This is a genomic window from Paenibacillus sp. FSL R7-0163 (genome assembly GCF_037969975.1).
Lineage (GTDB): Bacteria > Bacillota > Bacilli > Paenibacillales > Paenibacillaceae > Paenibacillus_AQ > Paenibacillus_AQ odorifer.
This window is the reverse complement of the sequence record NZ_CP150224.1, coordinates 5,458,391-5,482,282: the sequence shown is the minus strand read 5'-3', so window position 1 is coordinate 5,482,282 and position 23,892 is coordinate 5,458,391. Positions and strand designations below refer to the sequence as shown.

The window sequence follows — 23,892 nt, the reverse complement described above, 5'->3', positions numbered from 1 at the left end:
AGATGTCTATTACATTTTTAACAGCTTATATAAGGTGTTGTCATGATATAGTTTCCTCATAATTGCTTCAAATTTGGAGCAAGAAGAGGTGGTGGAGTGATAATGCTGCATATTGGGCTTGATATCGGATCAACTACTGCTAAATTAGTTGTCATAGAGCGGGACATCATTGTTTATCAAGACTATGTAAGACATTATAGCGATATTAAAAAAGCGGCCCTCTCTCTTCTGTCTGATGTACGCGACAGATTCCCAGAGAGGGGAGCTAGGCTTACTGTAAGCGGTTCCTCGGGTTTGTCTTTATCCAAATTAGGTGGAGTTCCCTTTATTCAGGAGGTGATAGCCTGCACGAAGGCGATCAGTGCGCTGATTCCGGAATGTGACACGGCGATTGAACTGGGTGGAGAGGACGCTAAGATAATATATCTTCGGGGCGGCATTGAGCAGCGTATGAATACAGCCTGCGCGGGCGGAACGGGAGCGTTCATCGATCAGATGGCAGCGCTGCTGCAGACCGATCCGGCAGGCTTAAATGTTTTGGCAGAGAAGCATGAGCGAATCTATCCCATAGCTTCACGCTGTGGTGTATTTGCCAAAAGCGATGTGCAGCCGATGCTTAATGAAGGAGCACGCCGGGAGGATGTGGCGGCCTCGATCTTCCAGAGTATCGTTAATCAGACGATTAGCGGTCTTGCTTGTGGACGTCCGATTCGAGGACGGGTGGCTTTTCTTGGCGGCCCGCTGACCTTCCTGCCTGCCTTGCGGCAGCGTTTTGCGGAAACGCTGGAGCTGGCGGAGGAGGATATCCTGTTCCCGGAACGCTCACAGTATTTCGTGGCGATTGGAGCTGCACTCTCCGATGCTGATCCAGTCGTATTGCCACTTTCAAGCTGGATCACGCGAATTGCGGCAGTTGATTTTACTGCGGATCGAGCTGCGGATGCTGAATTACCGCCGCTTTTTGAGAATGCCGCCGAGCTTGCAGAATTTCGGCTTCGTCACGGCAAAGCCTCTGCAGCGAGATCAGATTTAGCCTTATATCGTGGACCCTGTTATCTAGGGATTGATGCCGGCTCAACTACAACTAAACTCGTGTTAACCGGTTCCGCTGACGAAATTCTCTATACCTTTTATGGCAGCAACAAAGGCAACCCGCTGCATTCGGTCAGCGATGCACTGAAGGAGATCTACCGGGTTCTGCCTGAAGGCTGCCACATTGCAGGCTCATATGTGACAGGGTACGGTGAGGGGTTAATCAAGGCCGCTCTGCGGACGGATGGCGGAGAAGTAGAGACTGTTGCACACTACAAGGCAGCTTCCAAGTTCATGCCAGAAGTAGATTTCATACTGGATATCGGTGGTCAGGACATGAAGTGCATTAAGATCCGTGGCGGTGCTATCGACAGCCTTATGCTCAATGAAGCCTGTTCAGCGGGGTGTGGCTCTTTTCTGGAGAGCTTTGCCTCTGCCCTGGGACTTGGCATCGAGGAATTTGCTAAGACTGCACTCGAAGCGACTCAGCCTGTTAATTTGGGCTCGCGCTGCACGGTATTTATGAACTCTAAGGTTAAGCAGGTTCAGAAGGAGGGCGCGTCATTAGCGGATTTATCGGCGGGTCTTGCCTACTCTGTGATCAAGAATGCTCTGCAAAAGGTAATTAAAATCCGCAATCCGGAGGACTTAGGGCGAAATATCATCGTTCAGGGCGGTACCTTCTATAATGAAGCTGTATTGCGCGCCTTTGAGTCCTTGACGGGGCGGACGGTGGTTAGACCGGATATAGCTGGCGTAATGGGGGCTTACGGCTGTGCACTGATTGCGCGTGAGCAAGCCGGGGTTAACGGATCCAGTACGCTGCTTGGACCAGAGGAGCTTGCCAGCTTTAAATATGAGGTTTCTTCAGGCCGCTGTGGCCGCTGTGGGAATAACTGTGCGCTGACGATCAGTCGTTTTCCGGATAAGAGCTTTTATGTGACCGGCAATCGCTGCGAACGTGGCGCAGGAGTCAAAAAAGAGAAAAATGTCCTGCCGAATCTGATGCAGTATAAATATGAACGGTTTTTTGAGTACGAGAGTTTACCGGAAACAGGGGCATGGCGGGGGACCGTCGGGATTCCGCGTACCATGAATATGTTTGAGAATTACCCGTTCTGGCACACCTTTTTCACCAAACTTGGCTATCGGGTGATTCTCTCCCCTAAATCCAGCAAGAAGCTTTTCGAAAGCGGAATGGATACAATTCCTTCAGAATCGATATGTTATCCTGCGAAGATGGCACATGGACATGTGCAAAGCCTGATCGGTAAAGGTGTCGATTTTATTTTTTATCCAGCGGTGGTGTATGAGAAAAAAGAAGATGAAGCCGCGGATAATCACTTCAATTGTCCAGTGGTCGCCTCGTACCCCGAAGTCATTCGCAACAATATGGATGGGTTAAAGGACAATGGAATCAAGCTTGTCAGTCCATTCCTGACCTTTGATGATATTTCTGCGCTGACAAAAGGACTGGTGAAGACATTTACCAGCATTCCGCGAGATGAGATTACGTCCGCGGTGCAGGCGGGACTTACTGAGGCTGATAACGCCAAAAGTGATGTGCGTACTAAAGGTGAGGAGACCCTTGTGTATCTAGCTGATACTGGAACCAAAGGAATCCTGCTCTGCGGGCACCCTTATCATGCCGATCCTGAGATTAATCACGGAATAGCGGATATGATAACCGGGATGGGACTCGCCGTGCTGACAGAAGATTCTGTCTGCCATCTGGACCACAGCGAAGGGGATGTGGCTGTTGTGAATCAGTGGACCTACCATGCCCGGATGTACCGTGCAGCCCGCCTTGCTGCAGTCCGCTCGGATCTGGAGCTTGTTCAATTGACTTCCTTCGGCTGTGGGATCGATGCGATCACTTGTGATGCCGTACAGGATATTATGGAAAGACATAACAAGGTATATACATTGATCAAAATCGATGAGATCAGCAATCTTGGTGCAGCGCGCATTCGGCTTCGTTCATTGCTGGCGGCAATGCGTGAGCGTGAAAAAGGTAAGGTAGTGCCGCAAAAGCCGCCAAAAGTGCAGGCTAATGTGTTATTTACGAAGGAAATGAAAGAGACCTATACCATCCTTGCACCACAGATGTCGCCTATTCATTTTGAATTGTTTGAGCAGGTTTTTCGCGATGCCGGGTACCGTCTGAAGATACTTGAAACTACCGGACCCGAAGAGACAGAAGAAGGTCTGAGATATGTTAATAATGATGCGTGTTATCCGGCAATTGTGACGATTGGCCAGATTCTGTCGGCGCTGAAGAGTGGGGAATATGATCCGGATCGTACTGCTGTGATTATGTCACAAACGGGTGGCGGCTGCCGGGCTACGAATTATATTTCTTTGCTCCGCAAAGCCTTAAAGGATTCAGACCTTGAACAAATTCCGGTGATTTCACTCAATGCTTCGGGGATGGAGAATCAGCCGGGTTTCCGCATCAGTCTTAAGCTGGCGAATCGGTTGATAGCTGCCGCTTGTTATGGTGATCTTATGATGCGGATGTTAAATCACTTTAGGCCGCATGAGGTTGTTCCAGGAAGTGCGGAAGTTCTATTCCGCAAAGGGATGGAGCGTTGCAAGGCAAGCTTATCCAACTTTTCATTCCGAGAATACAAACGCCTGATTCGTGAGATTGTTGCAGAGTTCTGCAAGCTGCCCGTTACGGGTATTGCTAAACCAAGAGTGGGCATTGTCGGTGAGATCCTGATCAAATTCCATCCGGATGCCAATAACCGCATTATAGAGATGATCGAGGCAGAGGGCGGGGAGGCGGTAATGCCGGACTTCCTGGATTTCATTTTCTATTGTGTATATAATCCGATCTACAAAGCTGAGCAATTCGGCAAAAGCAAACGGCTCGGCTATATCAATCCCATGCTGATCTCTTATCTGGAAATTTACCGTAAGCCGATTAAGGTTGCCCTTGAGGATGCGGGGTTAGCTAAAGGACGGGAGAATATTTATGGTCTTGCCGAGAAGGCCAGCCGACTGGTGTCCGTAGGAAATCAGATGGGTGAGGGCTGGTTTTTAACCGCAGAAATGATGGATTTGTTGGATAATGGAGTGAACAACATCGCCTGTATTCAACCGTTCGCGTGCCTGCCCAACCATATCACCGGGCGTGGGATGATTAAAGGTCTTAAGGAATTATATCCGGGTGCAAATATCGTGGCGATTGACTATGATGCTGGAGTCAGCGTAGTCAACCAAGCGAATCGGATCAAGCTGATGATGTCAATTGCCAGCAGCCAGGAAGAGACTAAGCCATCTAATTTAAAACTGCCGGATAAGCCTCAGCAGCAGACTTTACCTGAAAGTTCATACAGCTTAACCTGAGCATTGTTCAGACGAAAAAGCGGACCAAGGATCTACCTTGGTTCGCTTTTTTATGCTTTGTGCACTTATGTATGATTTTCATGTTTTTCCTGCAATATAAAATTACCTTTCAGAAAGTTACAGCAAATTATTGACCGAAATTTAGTTAAGGTGTAAAATAGTACGCATGCGAACTATTAGATGATCTAACTAATTAATTCTTTGGAGGTGAAGATTTGGAAGATAAGGAGCAGCAATTAGATGATATTTTCTCCTCTTTTCGCCGGATTAGCCATGCATTCCAGCAGTTGCTGTGGAAGGATGCCGAAGAGCTGGACATCACACCAACACAGTTAATGGTTCTCCGCAAAATATCTGCAAATCCCGATATTGGCATTACAGATCTTGCCGAGCTATTACATTTGGGGAACAGTGCAGCGAGCGGCGTAGTGGACCGGATGGTGAAAGCCGATTTGATCACAAGACAGCGCTCTGAGGTAGATCGGCGTATATACAACTTGGCGATTACTGAAAAGGGCAGAGAGATCAGGGAAAGAAGTAAGCAATCGCTCAGAAGACACTTACTTCCACTATCCAATATACCTGCCAAGGATGCAGGTGAATTACTTAGGATTCATAACGAAATCATTCAGATCTTAGAGCAGGGGAGAGACAAATAGAATTTATGAGTACAATTACAGGTAACGCTGCAGCGGCAACTAAGGGAATACGTAGAGGACCGATTATTGCAGCGCTCTTAATAGGTGCGTTTGTCGCACTTTTGAACCAAACACTTCTTAATGTGGCATTGCCGAGCATAATGGACGATCTAAAAATCGCTACGAATACGGCACAGTGGCTAACAACGGGATTTATGCTCGTGAACGGTGTGCTGATACCGATTAGTGCATTTCTGGTGGAAAAGTTTACGACCCGCCAGCTATTCATCACCGCGATGTCACTTTTTTCGTTAGGTACACTTGTCTGTGGAATCGGAACAGGCTTTGAAATGATCATGGTCGGCAGAGTCATTCAGGCGGTTGGCGCAGGGATTTTGATGCCGTTAATGAATATTGTGTTTCTTCGCATCTTCCCAATTGAAGAGCGGGGGAAAGCGATGGGGCTAATGGCGGTAGCCATGATTTTTGCTCCAGCTGTTGGTCCAACGTTGTCAGGCTGGGTAGTTCAGAACTATTCTTGGCGTGTATTGTTCTTTATCGTTCTTCCGCTGGCCATTCTTTCTACCTTGCTAGGTATGAAAACAATGCAAAACGTAGGGCAAACAACTTCTCCGAAACTGGATAAAACGGGTGTTATCCTGTCTACAATTGGTTTTGGGGGATTGTTGTACGGCTTCAGTGATGCTGGAACCGATGGTTGGGGAAGTGCAACAGTCATTACCTGCCTCATTGTGGGTGTGATTGCACTGGCTTTATTCGTATGGAGAGAGCTCAAGGCTGAGACACCACTGCTTGAGTTCCGGATTTTCAGATACAATATGTATTCACTCACGACATTAATCAATATCATCATTACGATGGCTTTATATTCGGGTATGATTTTGCTGCCGATTTATTTGCAGACGATCCGTGGCTTTACGCCAATGGAGTCCGGTCTTATGCTTTTGCCGGGAGCCATTCTAATGGGAATTATGTCTCCAATCACGGGGATTATATTTGATAAAATCGGGGCAAGATGGCTGTCTGTGGTAGGCCTGATTATTACAGTAATTACGACTTGGCAATTCAGCCAGCTTACAGACAGTACGACGTATACGCATATGATTATTACTTACACGGTTCGGATGTTAGGCATGTCGATGTTATCGATGCCGATTGTAACGGCTGGACTTAACCAGCTGCCACAGCGTTTAAGCTCGCATGGTACAGCAATGTCGAATACGTTGCGGACGGTCGGGGGCGCGCTGGGAATGGCGTTGTTCGTCAGTCTAATGACCAATAAGACGAAGAGCACAATCACTGATACGCTTATGAGCGGAACGGTTTCGTTAAACGATAAAGCAGCCATGCTTAAGCTTACGCAAGAGGCTACAATTAGCGGGGTTACGCATGCCTTTAACATTGCTACCTGGATCACTGTAATTGCTTTGGTATTGGCTTTCTTTATTAAAAAGACTTCACCGCAGCCAGACTTCCTGAAGACGGAGGAAGTGCAGCCACAGCAGGACAATCAATAAAAAACTGGGCTAAAAAAGAATGGAAAAAGGAGCGTCCTACGAACCGTTATGGTTCCTAGGGCGCTTCTTTTTGTTGTGCTGCTATTAGTTAGCTGGAGACACAGCTGCAGGATCGCTCCAGCGTTTCAAATGTGGCAGCTGCTCCGCGAGAAGTTTACGGGCAACATTCTCGTCCATTCCTTCTTCGACCATATAGCCTGTACAAATGTCAGCCATTTCTTGCAACGTGATGTTAGGCTGTTTGAATGCACCATTCTCATAGCAGTACACGCAGTAATCTTCGATCTTGTTGCCATCCTGGTCCGTTCCAAGCAATTCCGCCGTAGGCATTGGCATCCCACAGCTTTGACAAATTTTAAGATCTCCTTGCTCTACATGTTCATGTCCCATATTTAACACTCCTTTAAAGGTATGCAAGCTCTCGAGCGCCCGCTTTAAGTTCAGTATAGAACAATAAACCTGACGGCATTCCGTCAGGTTTATTGTTAGGTTGTATATTTTGCTGCTATGCCTGCTGCAAGCTGCCCCAGCTTTTGCCGAATATGCGGTGGCTCTAAGACCTCTACATGCATCCCGAAGCTTAGCAGGAAACCATATAGCCATCCATCCTCAGGATAGTTGATGGTAACCTTGTAACCTCCATTACCGTCGGGCAGTAGCTCGGTAGAATCAAACCGCTCTTCCGCTAGATGTTTGCTTTCAGCCTTAAACTGCAAAACGATGGGTGTTGCTGTTGTTACGGTTGATCTCTGATACTCGTTGCTCCAAGGCAGCTCGCTTGCATCTACATCTTTTGCAATAAAAACTTGGGTATTCTTAACGAGCTCTTTCATGCGCAACAGCTTAAATAGACGGAAATCCTGACGATTCAGACAAAATCCATATAAGTACCAGGCTTGCCCCTTCAGCACTAAAGTATAGGGCTCTACCGAACGCTGGCTTGTCTGACCCGCAGCATCTACATAATCAAAGTTTACGGTCACGCTTTCCTCAAGTGCTTCTTTTAGAGTGGCAAGCTTCTCTTCCAAAATACGTTGAAGACCCCATGGGGAGAAGTCGATGATGAGCTGAGTCGTTTTGCTGCGGAAGGCGGCGGATTGGGAGGGCGGGATTACGCTGCTGATCTTTTCCATGAGCAGCGTATGTTCATTTCCTCCATAAGACGAGACGCTCTGCAGAGCCGTGAAAATATCCGCTAGCTCACGATCCGTCAAGACATTGCGGTCCAGCCGGTATCCTTCCATAAGCCCGATCCCACCGTTAGCTCCCTGATAGGTGACGATAGGAATTCCGGCTCCATTAATGCTTTCAATATCACGATAAATCGTGCGCACAGATACCTCGAACATATCGGCTAGCTCCTTCGCCTGAATTAGGCGGCGGTTCATTAGCAGGATAACGATAGAGAGCAATCGATCTATTTTCAAAAGACAATTCCTTCTTTCCCGGAGATTTCCGTGAAGTAATGCTGTATTTCATCTTAGCAAATCCTTGAAAATAAAGCATTGTCATAAATAAATGATTCGATTAATATCTAATTAGATATATGTATAAATAGATGAAATGAGGTTTATTTAATGAATAATCACTCAGCTGTTGCGATGTTTAGGAGTCACAAGGGATATTCACGATTGTTCACAGCCGGCTTGATCAATGGAATTGGTGATCGTTTTACTAGCGTTGCAGTACTGGCGCTGGTTCTGCAGTTGACGGGATCAGGCATGGCGGTGGGGATTTCGTTAGGTGTGAGACTGCTTCCTTATTTATTTCTGGCCCCGCTTGGAGGCATACTTAGCAGCAAAATTCCACGCAAATATATCATGATAGCTACAGATATGCTGAGGGTCCCAGTAGCCTTAGCCTTTTTATGGGTGGATGGGGAGGAGAACCTGTGGTTGTTATATATGGCAAGTTTTTTGCTGGCAGCGGGCGAAGCCATTTACAGCCCTGTTCGTAAGTCCACTATCCCTTTGCTCGTCACCAAAGATTCTCTGCTGACCGTCAACGGACTAGAGCAGTTAATGAGCGGCTGCGTGCTGATCCTTGGGGCGTTCAGTGGAGGGGTGGTGTCGATGTGGTTTGGTCCGGAGGCAGCGTTCATTATGAATGCAGTGTCTTTTTTAATCGCAGCGATGTTAATTTACGGTATCGATTTTCCACAACATACGGAAATGGCGACGGTGGCTAAGAAGGCTACATATTCTCCTGAGGGGGACTTAGAAAAATCTGCTGAAGAAGCAAAATACGGTCGGCTGCGTGCTCTGGGAATGGTAATTGGCGGGAGCCTAACGCTGCAGGTCATTTTCGGTTATGAGCTGTTGGTGCCGTTGTTAAATGGTCTGGATAATGTACTGATCAGTGTATATGCGATACAGGTATTTCACACGGGCGATATTGGAGTAGGGGCATTTTATGCGGCGCTTGGCGTCGGTCTTAGCCTTAGTTTTTTTATCTCACGTTATTTAAAAAAGGGACTGCTGATTGTAGCCATCGGAGGGCTTTTGCTCGAAGGTGTATTATTGATGGGCATCAGTGTCAGCAATCATTTTGCGGCAGCATTAATGTTATACATTCTGCTGTCATTTGCCGGGGGGACGGGGAATGCCTGTCTGGATACGCTTGTTATGCGGAAAACGCCATCTGCTATACAGCCCTTTGTGTTTGGACTTCTGTCTGCAGTAGGAAATACGCTGCTGGGGTTATCTATGCTGTTCGCCGGGTGGCTATTAGAAGGGGTGGAGCCAAGAATGGTAGGGTTTGTTGGGGGAGCGGGATTTGCCGCAGTTGCGCTTTTGCTTGCAGGATATCGGGGGTACGCAGCAAGAAAAAACGTACTTAAAAAGGGCGGTGGCTTCACCGTCCCTTGGAAGTTTTTTTGACCTGAGTCTGTAGCTTTATGGCAGCTTTGCGCGGGAACAGGCGGATGCTTATCTTTTTGCGGTAGCGATACAGGATTACAAGGGCAGCTATAGCTACACAGCCGGAGATAATCCATAGTGCATATAACTCGAATAAATGGAAAATACCCATCCACTGCGGACCAAATACCCGTCCTATGCCAAGAAACAGCACTACCCAGAATAATGCTCCACTATAAGCGTAGAGGGCGAATTTACGGAAGGGCAGCGCAACTATACCAGCAAAATAGCCGGTGAAGTGACGAACGCCTGGAATAAAATATCCGATGGAAATAAGGATACTGCCGTATTTCTCGAACCATTTTTGCGTTTTATCTAGCTTGGCAGGGGAGAACAGCAACCACTTGCCGTATCGCTGGATGAAGGGCATTCCGGCTTTTAATCCGACAAAATAGGTGAGGGTCATCCCGGCGGTGGTCCCTGCAAACGCCACTAGAATCAGCGTTATGAAATCAAGTCTTCCCGTATAGGAAAGGAAACCTGCAAAAGCCATGGTAGTTTCTCCGGGAAACGGCAAGGCAACGAATTCGAGCAGCAATCCAAAAAACAATACGCTATATCCATATTTGCTGAATAATTCTTGTATAAAGTTCAGCATTTCCATAAGATTCTCACTCTCCAAGGGGCAGTTGCCTTATTCTATTTTGAAGCTTGTCTTCATACAATCTACCAAATGGCTTTTGAGCCAATAGAATGCTGGAGGTAGAGAAGATGAAAGGTAACAAAAACACTCACGGCCGCCGAAACTTCATACGCGGATTGCTTGTTATGGTTGTAATCGTCATCGTAATGCTGGGATGGAACGCAGGGGAGAGTGTAGATTCTTGGATGAATCGTTCATTACAGTCCGCAAGTGCGGAGTCTGTCTCTGTTAAGAATAATCTCCCGTTAGTGGCGATGCAAGAATTGCCTCCTAAAGCAGAGTCCATTGTGACTGCTTCTCCAGAAGTTAAATTGAATTCCAGTACGGCACAAGTATCCAAGGTGTCAACAACATATTCGGCAATCACAGCCGCAAAGAAAGCTTCAAAAACAGTCTATATTACATTTGACGACGGGCCGAGTGACAATACCTTCAACGTTCTTGAAATTTTACAGCAGCAAGGTGTGAAGGCGACCTTTTTTGTCCTTGGTAATCAAGCGAAAAGCCATCCAGAGCTAATTAATGCCATATGGGAACAAGGACATGCTATTGGCAATCATACCTATAATCATAATTACCATGATTTATATAGTGGATTCACTGAATTTTGGAGCCAGATTAAAAAGACCGAAGAAATTATTCGGGGCATTACAGGGGTTCGCCCACAACTTATCCGCGCCCCGGGCGGAACCTTTGATCACTTTGATAATACCTACTTCAATTTGTTGAAGCAAGCCGGTTATATCGTTACGGATTGGACGGTGGACAGCGGGGATTCCAAACGCAAAGGGGTACCTGCGTCAGAAATCTTAAAAGAGTCAACCGCGGATCTGAAGTCCTCTCGGGTTATTCTGCTGCTGCATGATGGCGGCGGCCATCAGGAGAGTGTTAAAGCACTGCCTGATATTATTGCGCGTTATAAGGCTGCTGGATACAGCTTTGGCCTTTTAGATGAGACGGTGGAGCCTGTACAATTCAGAGTCTCCTCAAAAGCCAATAGCTTGGGCAGAGTGAAACCTTCGGAAGCTTGGATCACCTCGAATATCCTACCGAATGCAGAGCTGTTTGCGCCCGGCAAACCTTTGGTGCTGGAGGTTGGAAAGCTGGAGACGAAGCTGGCGCCAGGTGAATATACTCTGCAAAAAGGAAAATATATGGTGCCACTTCGCGCTGTGATCGAACGGCTGGGGGGGCAGATTAGCTGGGATGCGGGCAGTCGCAGTGGAAGGATTGCCTGGAACGGCAAAGATATCATCGCGGATGTGGCGAACAAGGAACTCCTTTTAAATCTTCCTGATCATGTTCAAAAGATAAACGGTGCCAGTGTGGAGATGATTGGCGGTTCTATCTGGGTATCGCTGCGTGAGCTGCTGGAGACAGCCGATCACCCTCCTTTAAATATAAGCGTGACGGAAGGTGAGCGCCGGGTAATAGCCTTCTGAGATTTAGCGCTCGGGCAGTTTTTCTAAAAGAAAAAAACAATGTCTGGGCACCCTTTTTCATGGGAAGAATAGATAGTAATAAGTTCCTCAGCTGGGAACAAGTCTAGACCCAAAGGAAGGGTGTTCGTTCCATTGTCCTCTTCAAAAAAAGTAGAGCACAAATTAAATAACAAGACTGAAAGAGTTAGAAGCTTCTCCTATCCGCGTAGCCGTAGTGCATTGGCTGAATGGTTGCGGGTGCTGACTGTGGCTGGAATTATAGGTGTTTTATATGCATGGCGCGGAGGCGCATCACTCTTATTTCTGCTGATCGCTGTAGGCGTTATCATGGTTGGCGGACTTATCGTTCAACTTTCAGGTCCACGGGCGATAAAGATTGAACGTACAATCACTCCTGTAAGACCGATAGCTGGAAATACACTGCTTGTGAAGGTGCGGGTGAATTTCTCTGCCCGGCTTCCACTGCCATGGCTGACTATCGCTGATTTTTGGGGGGACAGAGGACATCACAAGCTACTGTTTCCGGGATTCAGACGCTCTTTTGAATACACCTACATTCTTGAGAATATGCCACGCGGACATCATCATTTGCAGGGCTGTAGAGTAACCTGGGGAGATTTGCCCGGCTGGTTCACAGGCCGATCTGAGCCTGCTGAAGAGCATAGCATTAAAGTGCTGCCAGCCCCCCTATATTATGGCGGAGCAGTCCCGGACAGCGGCTTTATTAGCGGTGATTCGCTCTATTCCAGAAGGGGAAGAAGCAGCAATGATGAGACCATGGAATCGCGGGAATATGAGCCCGGTGATCCACTTAGCCGAATCCATTGGAAGAACAGTGCCCGGCTAGGGAATCTGCAGAGCAAAGTTCCAGAGCGTGAAAAGGCAAAAATGAGCTGTATCGTGTTGGCTAATGATCCAAAAAGCTATGAGATTCCAGCCAATGCACTTACACCTCGTGGCAGTCGGGAAGAGCAGCCACCGGTATTTGAGAAGGCGGTGTCAACGGCGATGGGGCTGATGCTCTTTGCTGAGCAGTCAGGTGCTTATGTCCAGTTATTCAGCGGAGGCTGGCCAGAAGGAATGGCTAGGCATGAAGGACTGGGCAAAATCCCAGGGAGAGTGCTGGATATTCTAACTGATATTTCTCCGAATGGAACAAGAACCCTGTCCGAGCTGTTGGAGGATGCTTCTAGAGGCTGGATTCCGGGAATGACCGTTGCTATAGTGACCGGAAGATTAGAGGAACAATCCGCTAAGGTTATCGCTAAATTCTTAGTGCAAGGTGTAAAAGTTGAGCTCTATTATGCTTGGGATCAGCCAGCTCCGGTGCCTGCGGAGGTAACGCTGCAGGAGATCCGCCAGCCTGTGCGGGGAACGGTTGGGGATAGTCTGGGTCGTCTGGGAGCACGGATGTTTTGTCTGGATGATGCATTGCCAGCTTACAGGCTCAGGGAGGTAGAGTACCATGAATCATCCGGAAAACCAACGCTACGGTAAGCGGATACCGGGTGACACAAGCTTCTCTATGAATGGGCAAAGTGGGAAGGAACCAAAGCAGCTCCATTTGGAAAAACTAGAGAGCAGTCATGCCGGTAAACAGAGAAAGATACCTCTGTATTATCGCATGCTGTTCTCTTTGGCTATTTTGGGGCTGTTTTTAGAATGGCTGCTCCCTTTATATAGAACGACTTCATTGGAAGATACTGCTAGATTGCTGCAGATTCTGATGATTTCTGCTGCCGTGCTGTTGATGTGGGGAATCCTTCAGATTCCCGGATGGCTATTGCTAAGTATCCAATGTTTGATGATCGGCACGGCTTGGCTATATCTATGCAGTGAGAGCGTAGGGACAGGATGGTTGGGCATTTATGCAGTAGAAATTCCAAATGATCTGATTTTGCTCTTTTCAGGGCATGTTTCTCAGCTTAGCGAGATCAGCAGACTTTTGATTTTGATTGTTGGCTGGGGGCTGCTGGTATCTTCGGTGCAGCAGCTTGCACTTTTCAGAGGAAGCACGCTGCTGTTTACAGCGGTGACCCTCATTTATCTATTGGTTCTGGATATTGGCTTTGGCGTTAATACGACAACGGATGTTGTAATATCAGTGGGGCTTATTGTATGGATGCAAGCAATGAGTGGTTTGCTCCGTCTGCGGGAACGGGTGGGCAGCATTCACCTGCCGTATGCCCGATGGGGAGTTTTGGCATTAGCGGCTGCCATATTCGTAATGATGACAGCATGGTTCGGTGGGCAGGTATATGAAGTACGACCGCCTAACCAAACTACACTCCAGTCAACCTTTGAAAAGCTGCAGGAATGGGCTTCGGGCCATATGCCGGAAGATAATGAGGCTATACCTGCAGGAACAACAGGGTATAGTACAAATGATGGAGAACTGGGTGCTCCATTGTCACGCAATACCGAGCCAGTCTTCACAGCATTGACCAGCCTGCGTACCTATTGGCGCGGGGAGAGCATTGCCTATTATGACGGACGCCGTTGGATCAGAGGTGGTGAGGAATTTACTCCGCTTAACTTGTCCAGCCTGCCTCAGATTCCGGCGACGGTAACTACTACTAATGGTGGACGGACTTTACAACAGCGGATACAATTTGCCAGCCCTTCTTCCGGAGGAATTCCTGTATTCAATGCGGGCACCATAACGGATGTTGAGACAGTTCAACTATCTAATGGCAGCCAGCTTGGTTATGTTCTGGCGAATAAGGACAGGGATACCTTTCGTCTGCCAGATTCGGCGGGTTCAACTCGGATCACTGAGTATAGAGTTGATTCTATACTTCCCGAGAGTAATCCAGTACTGCTGCGCGGGTTGGGTGATGCTGATCCTCAAGAAATAAAGAACAAATATTTGCAGCTGCCTGATTTATTACCTGAGCGAGTGAAAGCTCTGGCAGAGAAGCTCACAGCTTCCTCGGATAACCGATATGACTCCGCAACCGCCATTCGGGATTATTTGCAAAACGGGTATTCTTACACGCTGGATACCATGGTTCCGCCAGCTGGCGCTGATTTTGTGGATCATTTCCTGTTTGAGACCAAGCAAGGTTATTGTGTGCATTTTGCAACAGCGATGACCGTATTGCTGCGAAGCACAGGCATTCCAGCGCGGTATGTTCAAGGGTACGGACCTGGAACCCAGCAGGAGGAAGCCATGCCGGCGAAGTATTTAGTCACCCAAGGGGATGCGCATGCCTGGGTAGAGGTTTATTTTGCCGGCGCAGGTTGGGTTCCTTTCGATCCGACGCCGGGGCCTGCGCTTGCGGCTGGCTTCCCCGCGCCGGCACGGCCTGCGGCAGCGGCGCTCGCGCCGCAAGCAACGCGCAGCGCGGAACTGCCCGTCCTGCCGCTGGCGGGCGGCTTTTCAGCGCCGCTCGCGGCCGCGGCGCTGCTTCCCGCCGCCGCTTGGCGCTGGCGGCGCAGCCTGGCTCTGCTGCTGGCCGCGCGTCGCGGCAGCAGCTTGAGCCGTGAGAGGCAGCTGCGCGCGGCCTCTCTGGCTTGGCACGGGCTGGCGGAGCGGTTTGGACCGCCGCCGCCCGGCGTTACTGGCAGGGAGTATGTGGACTCCCTGCGGATTTACGATGCCGGACTAGACGTGGCCGTCCGGCAGTTCGTCCGCCAGTGGGAGACCCTGGCGTACGCGCCAGCTTCGGCCTCCACAGCCGTGATCTCTGCCCGCGACAATTCCGTAAAATCCGCTCCCGGCCTTGGCGGCGAACCTGCGGCTTCTGATGCGACCGCGTTTATCCGCGAATGTCTGCTCATTACCTTCCGTTTAACATGAACGGCCAAGAACGCTTAGATCCGCTATCTAATTTATGCCATAGCAAGGAAGGTTCTGCATGAAGTTTTATCACTCTCTGATTATGAGAGGCGTGTCCTCCTTTCCTTGACGATGAGAATTAACCATGAGTATAATGAATCCAATAATCAAGGGAGGCACGTAATGAACAAGCCAAATGAAATTATCGTCGTTCTCGATTTTGGGGGACAATACAACCAACTTATCGCGCGCAGAATTCGGGATCTGGGAGTATACAGCGAACTTTTGCCGTACAATACGCCAGTTGACAAGATTAAAGCACTTTCGCCTAAAGGAATTGTCTTCTCTGGCGGACCTAGCAGTGTATACGCTGAAGATGCTCCACACGTAGATCCGGCTATTTATGATCTAGGAGTGCCGATCTTCGGTATTTGTTATGGTATGCAGCTGATGGCTCATCAGCTTGATGGTAAAGTAGAACGTTCAGCTAAACGGGAATATGGTAAAGCTGATGTTGACTTTGCAGAAGGAACTGCTTTAGTTGCAGGATTGGAGAACCGCCAGACTGTATGGATGAGCCATGGTGACCATGTAGTTGAGCTTCCAACAGGCTTCAAGCTGGATGCAGGTACAGAAAGTGCTCCAATTGCAGCAATGAGCAACGCTGAGCGCAAACTGTTCGCTGTGCAATTCCACCCAGAAGTACGTCACTCCGTTCAAGGTAACGAGATGATCTCGAACTTCTTATACCAAGTTTGTGGTTGCGACGGCAAATGGACAATGGAATCGTTTATCGATGAAGCCGTTCAAGATATTCGCAATCAAGTCGGAGATAAAAAAGTACTCTGCGCTCTTAGTGGCGGAGTGGATTCTTCCGTTGTGGCTATGCTTATCCACCGTGCAATCGGAGATCAATTGACTTGTATGTTTATTGACCACGGCCTTTTGCGTAAAGGTGAAGCAGAAAGCGTTATGGAGACTTTCGTAGGCAAATTCGATATTCATGTAGTGAAAATCGATGCACGCGAACGCTTCATGAGCAAACTTGCAGGTGTTGAAGACCCTGAGCAAAAACGTAAAATCATTGGTAACGAGTTTATCTACTGCTTCGACGAAGAGTCAGCTAAGCTCGGAGATTTTTCATTCCTTGCACAAGGTACGCTTTATACGGATATCGTTGAGAGTGGAACAGCTACAGCGCAAACCATTAAATCCCACCACAATGTGGGCGGTCTGCCAGAAGATATGAAATTCAGCTTGATCGAGCCGCTAAACACCTTGTTTAAGGATGAAGTTCGTAAACTCGGTGAAGAGCTGGGCATGCCACGTGCGATCGTATGGCGTCAGCCTTTCCCAGGTCCAGGTCTTGCTATTCGTGTCTTGGGTGAAGTAACAGAGGACAAGCTTACCATCGTTCGTGATTCTGACTACATTCTGCAAGAAGAAATTGCTAAAGCAGGATTAGACCGTGAAATTTGGCAATACTTCACTGCACTTCCTAACATGAAGAGTGTCGGAGTTATGGGTGATGCTCGTACGTATTCCTACACAGTAGGTGTCCGCGCAGTAACTTCCATCGATGGCATGACCGCTGACTGGGCACGTATCCCATGGGATGTTCTTGAAAAAATCTCTGTACGTATTGTCAACGAAGTTGAGAACGTAAACCGTGTAGTGTATGACATTACTTCGAAACCACCTGCAACGATTGAGTGGGAATAGCATATAGCAATAAGAAACCTGCAGCTCCTTATTTATTAAGGGACTGCAGGTTTTTTTATTAACCGTGAAGCTTGTGACGGACCCTATATAGCAACTATAGAGAATGTGATAAACTGGAAAAAATAAACTTACAGGAGCCAGTAGAATGGGATTCTCACTTATTGGAACACTAATAGCTATGGTTATTCTTGCCCCAAGTTTACTGATGATTAAGTTTCCGCCCGATCATGTTCCCAGCGGTTTAAAAGATGCCGGTATCGTCTATACCCTTTTGGAGAGAGTAGGGCAGTTGGGGTGTATAGCCATTCTTGTGATTTCAAAGGATAACTTCGAAAATGTAGAATTCGGGATCTGGGCTGGACTTATCTTTGTGTTTATCACGATTTATTACGGTTTATGGATTCGTTATATGGTTAAGGGACAGCAATTCAGATTATTATGGGCTCCATTATTGTTTCTTCCGATTCCCATGGCAGTTCTCCCTGTTTGTGCATTTGGATTTGCGGCTATATGGGGCAGATCTTTTTGGTTAGGTATTGCAGTGATTTGTTTAGCTATAGGGCATTTTGCTAATTCTTGGCATAGCTATCAGTATTCCAAAGACCAATAAGCTAGGGCATGTTGAAACTGTTTTATAGGGAAAAATACCCATTTAATAAGGCTTTTGATAGTTAATAAGCTGCATGATTTAATGGATTTTGGGGTTGGAGTTAAAGATAAAAATGTATGAATTACGAACAATAGAAAAAATAAAGTCGAAAATGTTCGCTTTTTTCATTGACAACTTATGTGATGTCCCCCTAAAATGATAAAGCACAACAACATAATTCTTTCGTATATTTCCGGGAATAGGCCTGGAAGTTTCTACGAGGTCACCGTAATGACCTGGCTACGATTAAGAAGAGCTGAGCAACCCGTATTAGCCTGAATCTAGGGCTATAGTCATGGGTGCTACTCTTTTTTTCGAGCCGGTGTCGATCAGATACCGGCTTTTTGTTGCTGTCAGCCACAACATACCTTAGGGGGAGAACAATTTGAATCGGTTTTTCAAGTTGAAAGAGAACGGCACTACAGTACGTACAGAGATAATGGCCGGCTTGACTACGTTCATGGCTATGGCTTACATCCTGTCGGTTAATCCGAGCACATTAACAGCATTTGGCCGCATCGATATGGGCTGGTACTCTGTATTTCTAGCGACTGCGCTGGCAGCAGGTATTTTCACCATTGCAATGGGCGTGTTTATAAACTTTCCAGTAGCATTGGCACCAGGTATGGGACTTAATGCATACTTTGCTTCCGTAATTTTGTCTTCTGCAACCTCAGAACATCCATTCACTTGGCAAATGGGTCTGACTGCAGTATTTATTTCCGGTTTGATCTTCATCCTGCTCACGGTTACCCGAGTGCGGCAGATCTTACTGACAGCCATTCCTGACAGCTTGAAGCATGCCATTACCGTAGGTATCGGGATGTTCATTACAATCCTTGGGCTTAAGAACAGTGGTTTGATGACGATTGGTGTCGAAGCTGGTAAAGATATTTCCGCCAATACATTCACAGACGTCCTATCCTTTGAAACAATCATTCATATGGGTAGTCTAGAGAACACTGATGTACAATTGGTAATTATCGGATTGCTTCTTATTTCCATCCTGATGGTACTGCAAGTTAAAGGTGCGATTTTATTCGGTATCTTGGGTACAACCCTCGCGGGTATACTGATGGGTGTAGTTGATTTTGGCTCATTGTCCAGTCCGACAACCCCTTGGGTGCCTGACCTGACGCAATTGAACTTTTTCGAATTTGACTGGGATGGTATCCTGCACACCGGTATTGTTTCAGCAATCGCAACATTCACTTTTGTAGAATTGTTCGATACATTTGGTACACTTGTAGGTACTGCTCAACGCGCTGGTATTATGGACAACCCTGAAGAAGGTAACAAACGTGTAGGTAATGCAATGTTTGTCGATGCTATCGCTGTAGCTGGTGGTGCGGCATTGGGTACTTCCACTACTACTGCTTTTGTAGAAAGCGCGGCAGGTGTTGCTGAAGGTGGACGTACAGGTCTTACAGCTGTAACAACGGGTGTGTGCTTCTTGCTTGCGTTATTCCTTGCACCAATAGTGGCTCTGATCCCTGGATCTGCTACAGCCGCAGCATTGATTGTCGTAGGCGTGCTCATGGCACAATCGATTCGCGAAATTGATTTTCAAGATATGGTTGTTGCGATTCCAGCGTTCCTTACTCTAGTAATCATGCCTTTCACTTATAATATTGCTAATGGTATTTCCTTTGGTATCGTAACTTATGTAATCCTTGCTTGTGTAGCTAACCTTGCTGGCAAGAAAAAATACGATATTCACTGGATGATGTGGGTACTTGCTATTCTGATTATTCTCCGTTATGTATTTCTTGGTAGTGCGGGCTAACTCATATATAGCATACAGATGTGCATTCAAAGGCTCCTTCATAACTGAGGGGGCCCTTTTTTTATATTTTTGTTGGCACTTAACCGTTCAGGTTAGTCTATGTTTCTAGCTTTTCATCATCTATGATTTAGATTATATTGTTGAAGAGGTGATGTTCAGGACGAGGCAGCCTTGGTGTTAGAGTCCAATTTGTTCCCCACCTTGATCCTGATCTCTGTTTTTTTTGCTCCGGCATTTGCTTTAGCCACTGTGATTCTTCTATTCTATATAAGAGTCTATATAAGAGCCTTGAAGCTTAGGCGATCCTATGGAATGGAGTATTGTGGATGGAAGGGTTTGCGATCCAGATAAGGTAAACATGCCCTATATTTATATGCTCTTTTATGAGAAAATCAATCCAAATGATTTCTTAGCAACGGTGAAACACACTAATTCGGGAGCTGTTTTTCAGAAGGTATATGCTTTTGGCTGGACTAAGATGAATATAGGACGAGGTGAGGTTGGGACGATGATCAAGAGTACACGTGCGGCCGTAATGACTGTATTGATGCTGTTATTGTTTGTGCTTCCTGTAACAAGCATTTATGCAGAGGGGAATCTATTGCAGAACCCTGGCTTTGAGGAGGGGGGAGATGATGCGCCTTCTAACTGGACTAAGGATATGTGGATTTCAGGAGACAACTCAGGCCTACTTTCAATCCAATCGGAGGAAGTTCATTCCGGCAGCAAGGCGGCAGTCATTGAGAATATCGAACCCAATCATTTGAAATGGGTGCAGACGATTGAGGCTACGCCGAATAGTTATTATAGAATCTCTGGATGGATCAAAGTAGTAAGTACAGCAGGCGAGGGAATAGGCGCCAACATTCTTGCCGTTGGAGTAGGTGGGGGGTATCCCAGCGTAACTGATACGGCAGGTGAATGGCAGTATCTTGAATATATCGGCCAGACAGGACCGGAGCAGAAGTCATTTGGCATAGGCGCAAGTCTGGGCGGCTACTCTAGCTTGATTCAAGGTAAGGCTTATTTTGATGATTTTGCTGTAGAAAAATTAGATGCGGCTCCCGAAGGGGCTAACGTCATTTCGCTGGATAGTGCAGCGGTTAGTCCAGATGCTGGCGACAAAAAGGCAGACACTCCGCATAAAGTATCTCCAACTAAGATGTTGCTGATCTCAGCGCTGTTTAGCGCGTTTTTTGCAGTGCTTTATACTAAGGCATTCCGTAGTGAGAAGCTTATGAAGCAGCCTGAGAATATTTATTCCAAATGGCTGAGCATTGCCATCGGAATTGCTTTTATCCTGAGGGTGTGGATTGGTCTTACCGCGCAAGGATATCAGAATGATATGAATACCTTTATTTCTTGGGGACAGCGTATGGTGGATTTAGGTCCAGGCAAATTTTATGAAGAAGGTTATTTTGCCGATTATCCTCCAGGCTATTTGTACATATTGTACGTGCTTAGCGCCATACGTGGCGTTTTAGGATTCACTCAGGGCTCAGGTGGAGAGAATTTACTCTTCAAGCTCCCTGCGATTCTTTCTGATTTGGTGCTCGGCTACTTCATTTATCAAATGTCACGCAAAAAACTCGGCACAGGAATTGCTTTCGGCTTGATGTTGTTGTTTCTGTTTAATCCTGCGGTACTTATTAATTCAGCGGCTTGGGGACAAGCAGATTCGTTCTTTTTGATCTTCCTGCTGCTCAGTATCCACGGCGCTGCGAACAAAAAGTTTGTTCGCTCCGCAATTTTGTTTGCCTTAGCGACGCTAATTAAACCGCAAGCGTTGATATTCACGCCGGTATTGTTGTTTGCTTTTTATCATCACCGCGCTTGGAAGCAGCTTGGATTCGGAGCTTTGTATGGATTAGGGATCTTCGGATTGCTTGCGGCACCATTTTTCTGGAATAACGGAGGTCTGGTAGGGATTATTGATCTTTACAAGAGTACGTTATCTTCCTATCCGTATTCTTCAGTGAATACATTTAATCTGTATGCACTGACTGATCCGATGTGGTCATCCCTTGATCTAACCTGGCTTGGCATTCCATACCGTGTATGGGGCTTCATATTTATTTTAGTGGCTGTAGCTGTTGCGGCATTTTATTCCTTTAAAAAGGATCGCTTGGACCTGACCAAATCCTATTTTATCGGCATGGTGCTTATAGTAGTGGTCTTTGTGCTTGGCACCAAAATGCATGAACGTTATATGTTCCCTGCTCTTATTCTTTGTTTGTTTACTTATATAGAAAGTCGGGACCGCCGCTTTTTATCGCTATTTCTCGGATTCAGCTTAACGCAATACATCAATGTGGCGTACACCTTATCCCACCTGAATGCAGATGTTAGCCCGGGTGCAGACGGAATCGTATTAGTGACTGCTATAGCTAATCTAGCATTACTGCTTTATATGCTGAATATCGGTTACGATGTGTATGTCCGCAAGGGTATAAAACCTCTTCCAGCGCCAATTACACTGGAAGAACAATATGAAGAAGATTTGAGAGTTGTCGGGCAAATTAAACCGCATCAGAAGGGAGGGCGATCTAACGATGAAGTTTAAGCGTATAGATTGGATATGCCTAATAGCTATTACGGCCGTTTACGCAGCGCTTGCTTTATATAATCTTGGCTCTACTAAATCTCCAGAGACCTTATGGGAGCCTGCTGCCAGTGGTGAAAGCTTCTATGTAGATTTGGGGCAGAGTAAACCATTGGAACGGGTCAATATCTTTGGTGGCGTAGGCACGGGGAAGTTCAAGCTGGAATTCAGCGACAATCCTGAGGTCTGGAGCAGTCCGATGGATGTCAGTGAGGATGTCGGGAATGTCTTCATCTGGAAAAGCCAACCCCTGAACGTTACTGCGAGATATGTGAAGTTTACAGTTACCTCTCCAGGGTTCACTTTGAACGAAATGGCCTTTTATGAGCAGGGGGGGGAAAGAAAACCTCTTCCTATTGACGGTGTGACACCGGATGCTAACGCAGTTCCTAAAAGAGGAGCAGCGGCCAATCTTTTTGACGAGCAGTCGCTCATTCCGGAATATTCTAACTTTATGAATAGCACTTATTTTGACGAGATCTATCATGCGCGAACAGCTTATGAATATACACACGGGATTGTGCCTTACGAGAATACGCATCCACCGCTTGGTAAGTTGTTAATTGCCATAGGGATGGAGCTGTTCGGGGTCAATCCATTCGGCTGGCGTATTATCGGAACCTTGTTCGGAGTTGCCATGTTACCTCTCATATATGTAATGGCGCTGCGTTTGTTTAAGAAAAGCAAATACGCCGCCCTCGCGGCAGGATTGTTTGCACTGGATTTCATGCATTTCACACAGACAAGAATCTCCACGATTGACGTATACGGAGTATTCTTCATTATGTTGATGTTCTATTTCATGCAGCGGTATTACACAATGAATTTCTACAAGCAGCCTTTGAGAAAAACATTAATTCCGTTATTCTGGTCTGGCTTATTCTTCGGAATCGGCGTAGCTTCGAAATGGATTGTGCTCTATGGAGGAGCAGGGCTGGCCATTATGCTGGCTATCTCCCTTTTTGAACGCTACAGAGAATACCAAGCCTCCGGACGCCTGCTGGCCGAGGGGAAGATTAAAGACAAGGAATTGCTGGGCACCTGTCGTGAAGCAGTAGATTCTTTTTGGAAAAAGACTGTTATTACGTTGGCTAGTTGTATTGGATTCTTTGTCATCATTCCAGTAATTATTTATAGCTTATCTTTTGTGCCAGGGTTATCTGCATCAGCAGAGGGCTTCACTATAAAAGGTTTGATTGATTCCCAAAAGAATATGTACAACTACCACAGTCAGCTTGTAGCTACACATCCCTTTGCTTCCTCATGGTGGCAATGGCCGTTTATGAAGAGACCGGTCTGGTTCTTTAGCGGCGGTGAAGGTTTGCCGGAAGGTCAGGTCAGCAGTATAGTGACTATGGGGAATCCTCTTATCTGGTGGACGGGTATTTTTGCGATGCTGGCAACGCTGTGGATTACGCTGAAACGTAAAGATAAGAACCTCTACATGATCTGGATCGCCTTCTTCTCGCAATATGTTCCGTGGATGCTTGTCCCAAGAGAAACATTTATTTACCATTATTTTGCTATGGTACCATTTATGATTCTTGGTATTGTATATATAATGAAGTTGCTGGATAGTAAATTCCCTGAGGCCCGTTACGTACAGTATGTCTATGTAGCCGTTGCTTTGCTGCTCTTTATCGCTTTCTACCCGGTACTGTCAGGGATGCAGGTCAGTGGAGATTACGTGAAAGATATGCTGCGTTGGTTCCCTACTTGGGTTTTCTAGGATTTAATAAAAATCTATAAAATAAGTTTATGCATGCAGCGTTATTATGAAGTGTAGA

At 46.8% G+C, this 23,892-nt stretch carries 15 protein-coding genes and 1 riboswitch; of the genes, 12 read left to right on the top strand and 3 right to left on the bottom strand.

Annotated features, from left to right (window positions below; translation table 11 throughout):
• Positions 1 to 102 precede the first annotated feature (102 nt).
• From NST45_RS24055 to NST45_RS24045, 3 genes are all read left to right on the top strand, one after another.
• Positions 103 to 4,386: an acyl-CoA dehydratase activase-related protein gene (locus NST45_RS24055; protein WP_339826238.1), complete on the top strand. Its 4,284-nt coding sequence runs from the start codon at positions 103 to 105 to the stop codon at positions 4,384 to 4,386.
• A 215-nt stretch (positions 4,387 to 4,601) separates the two neighbouring features.
• Positions 4,602 to 5,045, top strand: coding sequence for a MarR family transcriptional regulator (locus NST45_RS24050; RefSeq protein ID WP_036679864.1), 444 nt, complete (start codon positions 4,602 to 4,604; stop codon positions 5,043 to 5,045).
• Positions 5,046 to 5,050: 5 nt separating this feature from the next.
• Entirely contained in the window at positions 5,051 to 6,562 is a 1,512-nt protein-coding gene (locus NST45_RS24045) for a DHA2 family efflux MFS transporter permease subunit (RefSeq protein ID WP_036679866.1), read from the top strand.
• An 84-nt stretch (positions 6,563 to 6,646) separates the two neighbouring features.
• On the opposite strand, the gene NST45_RS24040 is transcribed toward NST45_RS24045, so the two are convergent.
• Both NST45_RS24040 and NST45_RS24035 read right to left on the bottom strand, forming a co-directional pair.
• Positions 6,647 to 6,952, bottom strand: coding sequence for a zinc ribbon domain-containing protein (locus NST45_RS24040; protein ID WP_051491091.1), 306 nt, complete (start codon positions 6,950 to 6,952; stop codon positions 6,647 to 6,649).
• A gap of 95 nt (positions 6,953 to 7,047) precedes the next feature.
• Complete coding sequence (locus NST45_RS24035; RefSeq protein WP_036679868.1) at positions 7,048 to 7,989, bottom strand: YafY family protein; 942 nt, start codon at positions 7,987 to 7,989, stop codon at positions 7,048 to 7,050.
• A 150-nt stretch (positions 7,990 to 8,139) separates the two neighbouring features.
• Here NST45_RS24035 and NST45_RS24030 point away from each other — a divergent pair, with 150 nt between their 5' ends.
• Positions 8,140 to 9,441: an MFS transporter gene (locus NST45_RS24030; RefSeq protein WP_339824037.1), complete on the top strand. Its 1,302-nt coding sequence runs from the start codon at positions 8,140 to 8,142 to the stop codon at positions 9,439 to 9,441.
• On the opposite strand, the gene NST45_RS24025 is transcribed toward NST45_RS24030, so the two are convergent.
• Complete coding sequence (locus tag NST45_RS24025) at positions 9,416 to 10,084, bottom strand: DedA family protein (RefSeq protein ID WP_036679870.1); 669 nt, start codon at positions 10,082 to 10,084, stop codon at positions 9,416 to 9,418. The two genes, NST45_RS24030 and NST45_RS24025, sit on opposite strands and share 26 nt — an antisense overlap.
• 107 nt (positions 10,085 to 10,191) lie before the next feature.
• Here NST45_RS24025 and NST45_RS24020 point away from each other — a divergent pair, with 107 nt between their 5' ends.
• From NST45_RS24020 to NST45_RS23985, 8 genes are all read left to right on the top strand, one after another.
• A complete protein-coding gene (locus tag NST45_RS24020) occupies positions 10,192 to 11,565 on the top strand; it encodes a polysaccharide deacetylase (RefSeq protein WP_076215733.1) in 1,374 nt (457 codons plus the stop codon).
• Positions 11,566 to 11,697: 132 nt separating this feature from the next.
• Positions 11,698 to 13,062 (top strand): DUF58 domain-containing protein, encoded by a 1,365-nt coding sequence (locus tag NST45_RS24015; RefSeq protein ID WP_052096755.1) that lies wholly within the window; start codon positions 11,698 to 11,700, stop codon positions 13,060 to 13,062.
• Positions 13,031 to 15,367 (top strand): transglutaminase domain-containing protein, encoded by a 2,337-nt coding sequence (locus NST45_RS24010; RefSeq protein WP_076101408.1) that lies wholly within the window; start codon positions 13,031 to 13,033, stop codon positions 15,365 to 15,367. The genes NST45_RS24015 and NST45_RS24010 overlap by 32 nt, the downstream gene beginning before the upstream one ends.
• Positions 15,368 to 15,529: 162 nt before the next feature.
• Entirely contained in the window at positions 15,530 to 17,068 is a 1,539-nt protein-coding gene (guaA, locus tag NST45_RS24005; RefSeq protein WP_076101410.1) for a glutamine-hydrolyzing GMP synthase, read from the top strand.
• Between the two features lie 145 nt (positions 17,069 to 17,213).
• Positions 17,214 to 17,678, top strand: a complete 465-nt coding sequence (locus NST45_RS24000; protein ID WP_036679891.1) for a hypothetical protein — start codon at positions 17,214 to 17,216, stop codon at positions 17,676 to 17,678.
• Between the two features lie 202 nt (positions 17,679 to 17,880).
• A riboswitch (purine riboswitch) is annotated at positions 17,881 to 17,980 on the top strand.
• Between the two features lie 122 nt (positions 17,981 to 18,102).
• A complete protein-coding gene (locus NST45_RS23995) occupies positions 18,103 to 19,503 on the top strand; it encodes an NCS2 family permease (RefSeq protein ID WP_036679893.1) in 1,401 nt (466 codons plus the stop codon).
• Positions 19,504 to 19,810: 307 nt separating this feature from the next.
• Positions 19,811 to 22,066, top strand: a complete 2,256-nt coding sequence (locus NST45_RS23990) for a glycosyltransferase 87 family protein (RefSeq protein WP_339824035.1) — start codon at positions 19,811 to 19,813, stop codon at positions 22,064 to 22,066.
• Complete coding sequence (locus NST45_RS23985) at positions 22,056 to 23,834, top strand: phospholipid carrier-dependent glycosyltransferase (protein ID WP_076101414.1); 1,779 nt, start codon at positions 22,056 to 22,058, stop codon at positions 23,832 to 23,834. Before NST45_RS23990 ends, NST45_RS23985 begins: the two co-directional genes overlap by 11 nt.
• The last annotated feature ends 58 nt before the right edge of the window (positions 23,835 to 23,892 follow it).

Excerpts from the sequence above, each read along its gene's own strand:
- NST45_RS24020 (WP_076215733.1), top strand. The coding sequence starts at position 10,192 with ATGAAAGGTAACAAAAACACTCACGGCCGCCGAAACTTCATACGCGGA.
- NST45_RS24030 (WP_339824037.1), top strand. The coding sequence starts at position 8,140 with ATGAATAATCACTCAGCTGTTGCGATGTTTAGGAGTCACAAGGGATAT.
- NST45_RS24045 (WP_036679866.1), top strand. The coding sequence starts at position 5,051 with ATGAGTACAATTACAGGTAACGCTGCAGCGGCAACTAAGGGAATACGT.
- NST45_RS24040 (WP_051491091.1), bottom strand. The coding sequence starts at position 6,952 with ATGGGACATGAACATGTAGAGCAAGGAGATCTTAAAATTTGTCAAAGC.
- NST45_RS24010 (WP_076101408.1), top strand. The coding sequence starts at position 13,031 with ATGAATCATCCGGAAAACCAACGCTACGGTAAGCGGATACCGGGTGAC.
- NST45_RS24025 (WP_036679870.1), bottom strand. The coding sequence starts at position 10,084 with ATGGAAATGCTGAACTTTATACAAGAATTATTCAGCAAATATGGATAT.
- NST45_RS24055 (WP_339826238.1), top strand. The coding sequence starts at position 103 with ATGCTGCATATTGGGCTTGATATCGGATCAACTACTGCTAAATTAGTT.
- NST45_RS23990 (WP_339824035.1), top strand. The coding sequence starts at position 19,811 with ATGGAATGGAGTATTGTGGATGGAAGGGTTTGCGATCCAGATAAGGTA.
- NST45_RS23985 (WP_076101414.1), top strand. The coding sequence starts at position 22,056 with ATGAAGTTTAAGCGTATAGATTGGATATGCCTAATAGCTATTACGGCC.
- guaA (WP_076101410.1), top strand. The coding sequence starts at position 15,530 with ATGAACAAGCCAAATGAAATTATCGTCGTTCTCGATTTTGGGGGACAA.
- NST45_RS24000 (WP_036679891.1), top strand. The coding sequence starts at position 17,214 with ATGGGATTCTCACTTATTGGAACACTAATAGCTATGGTTATTCTTGCC.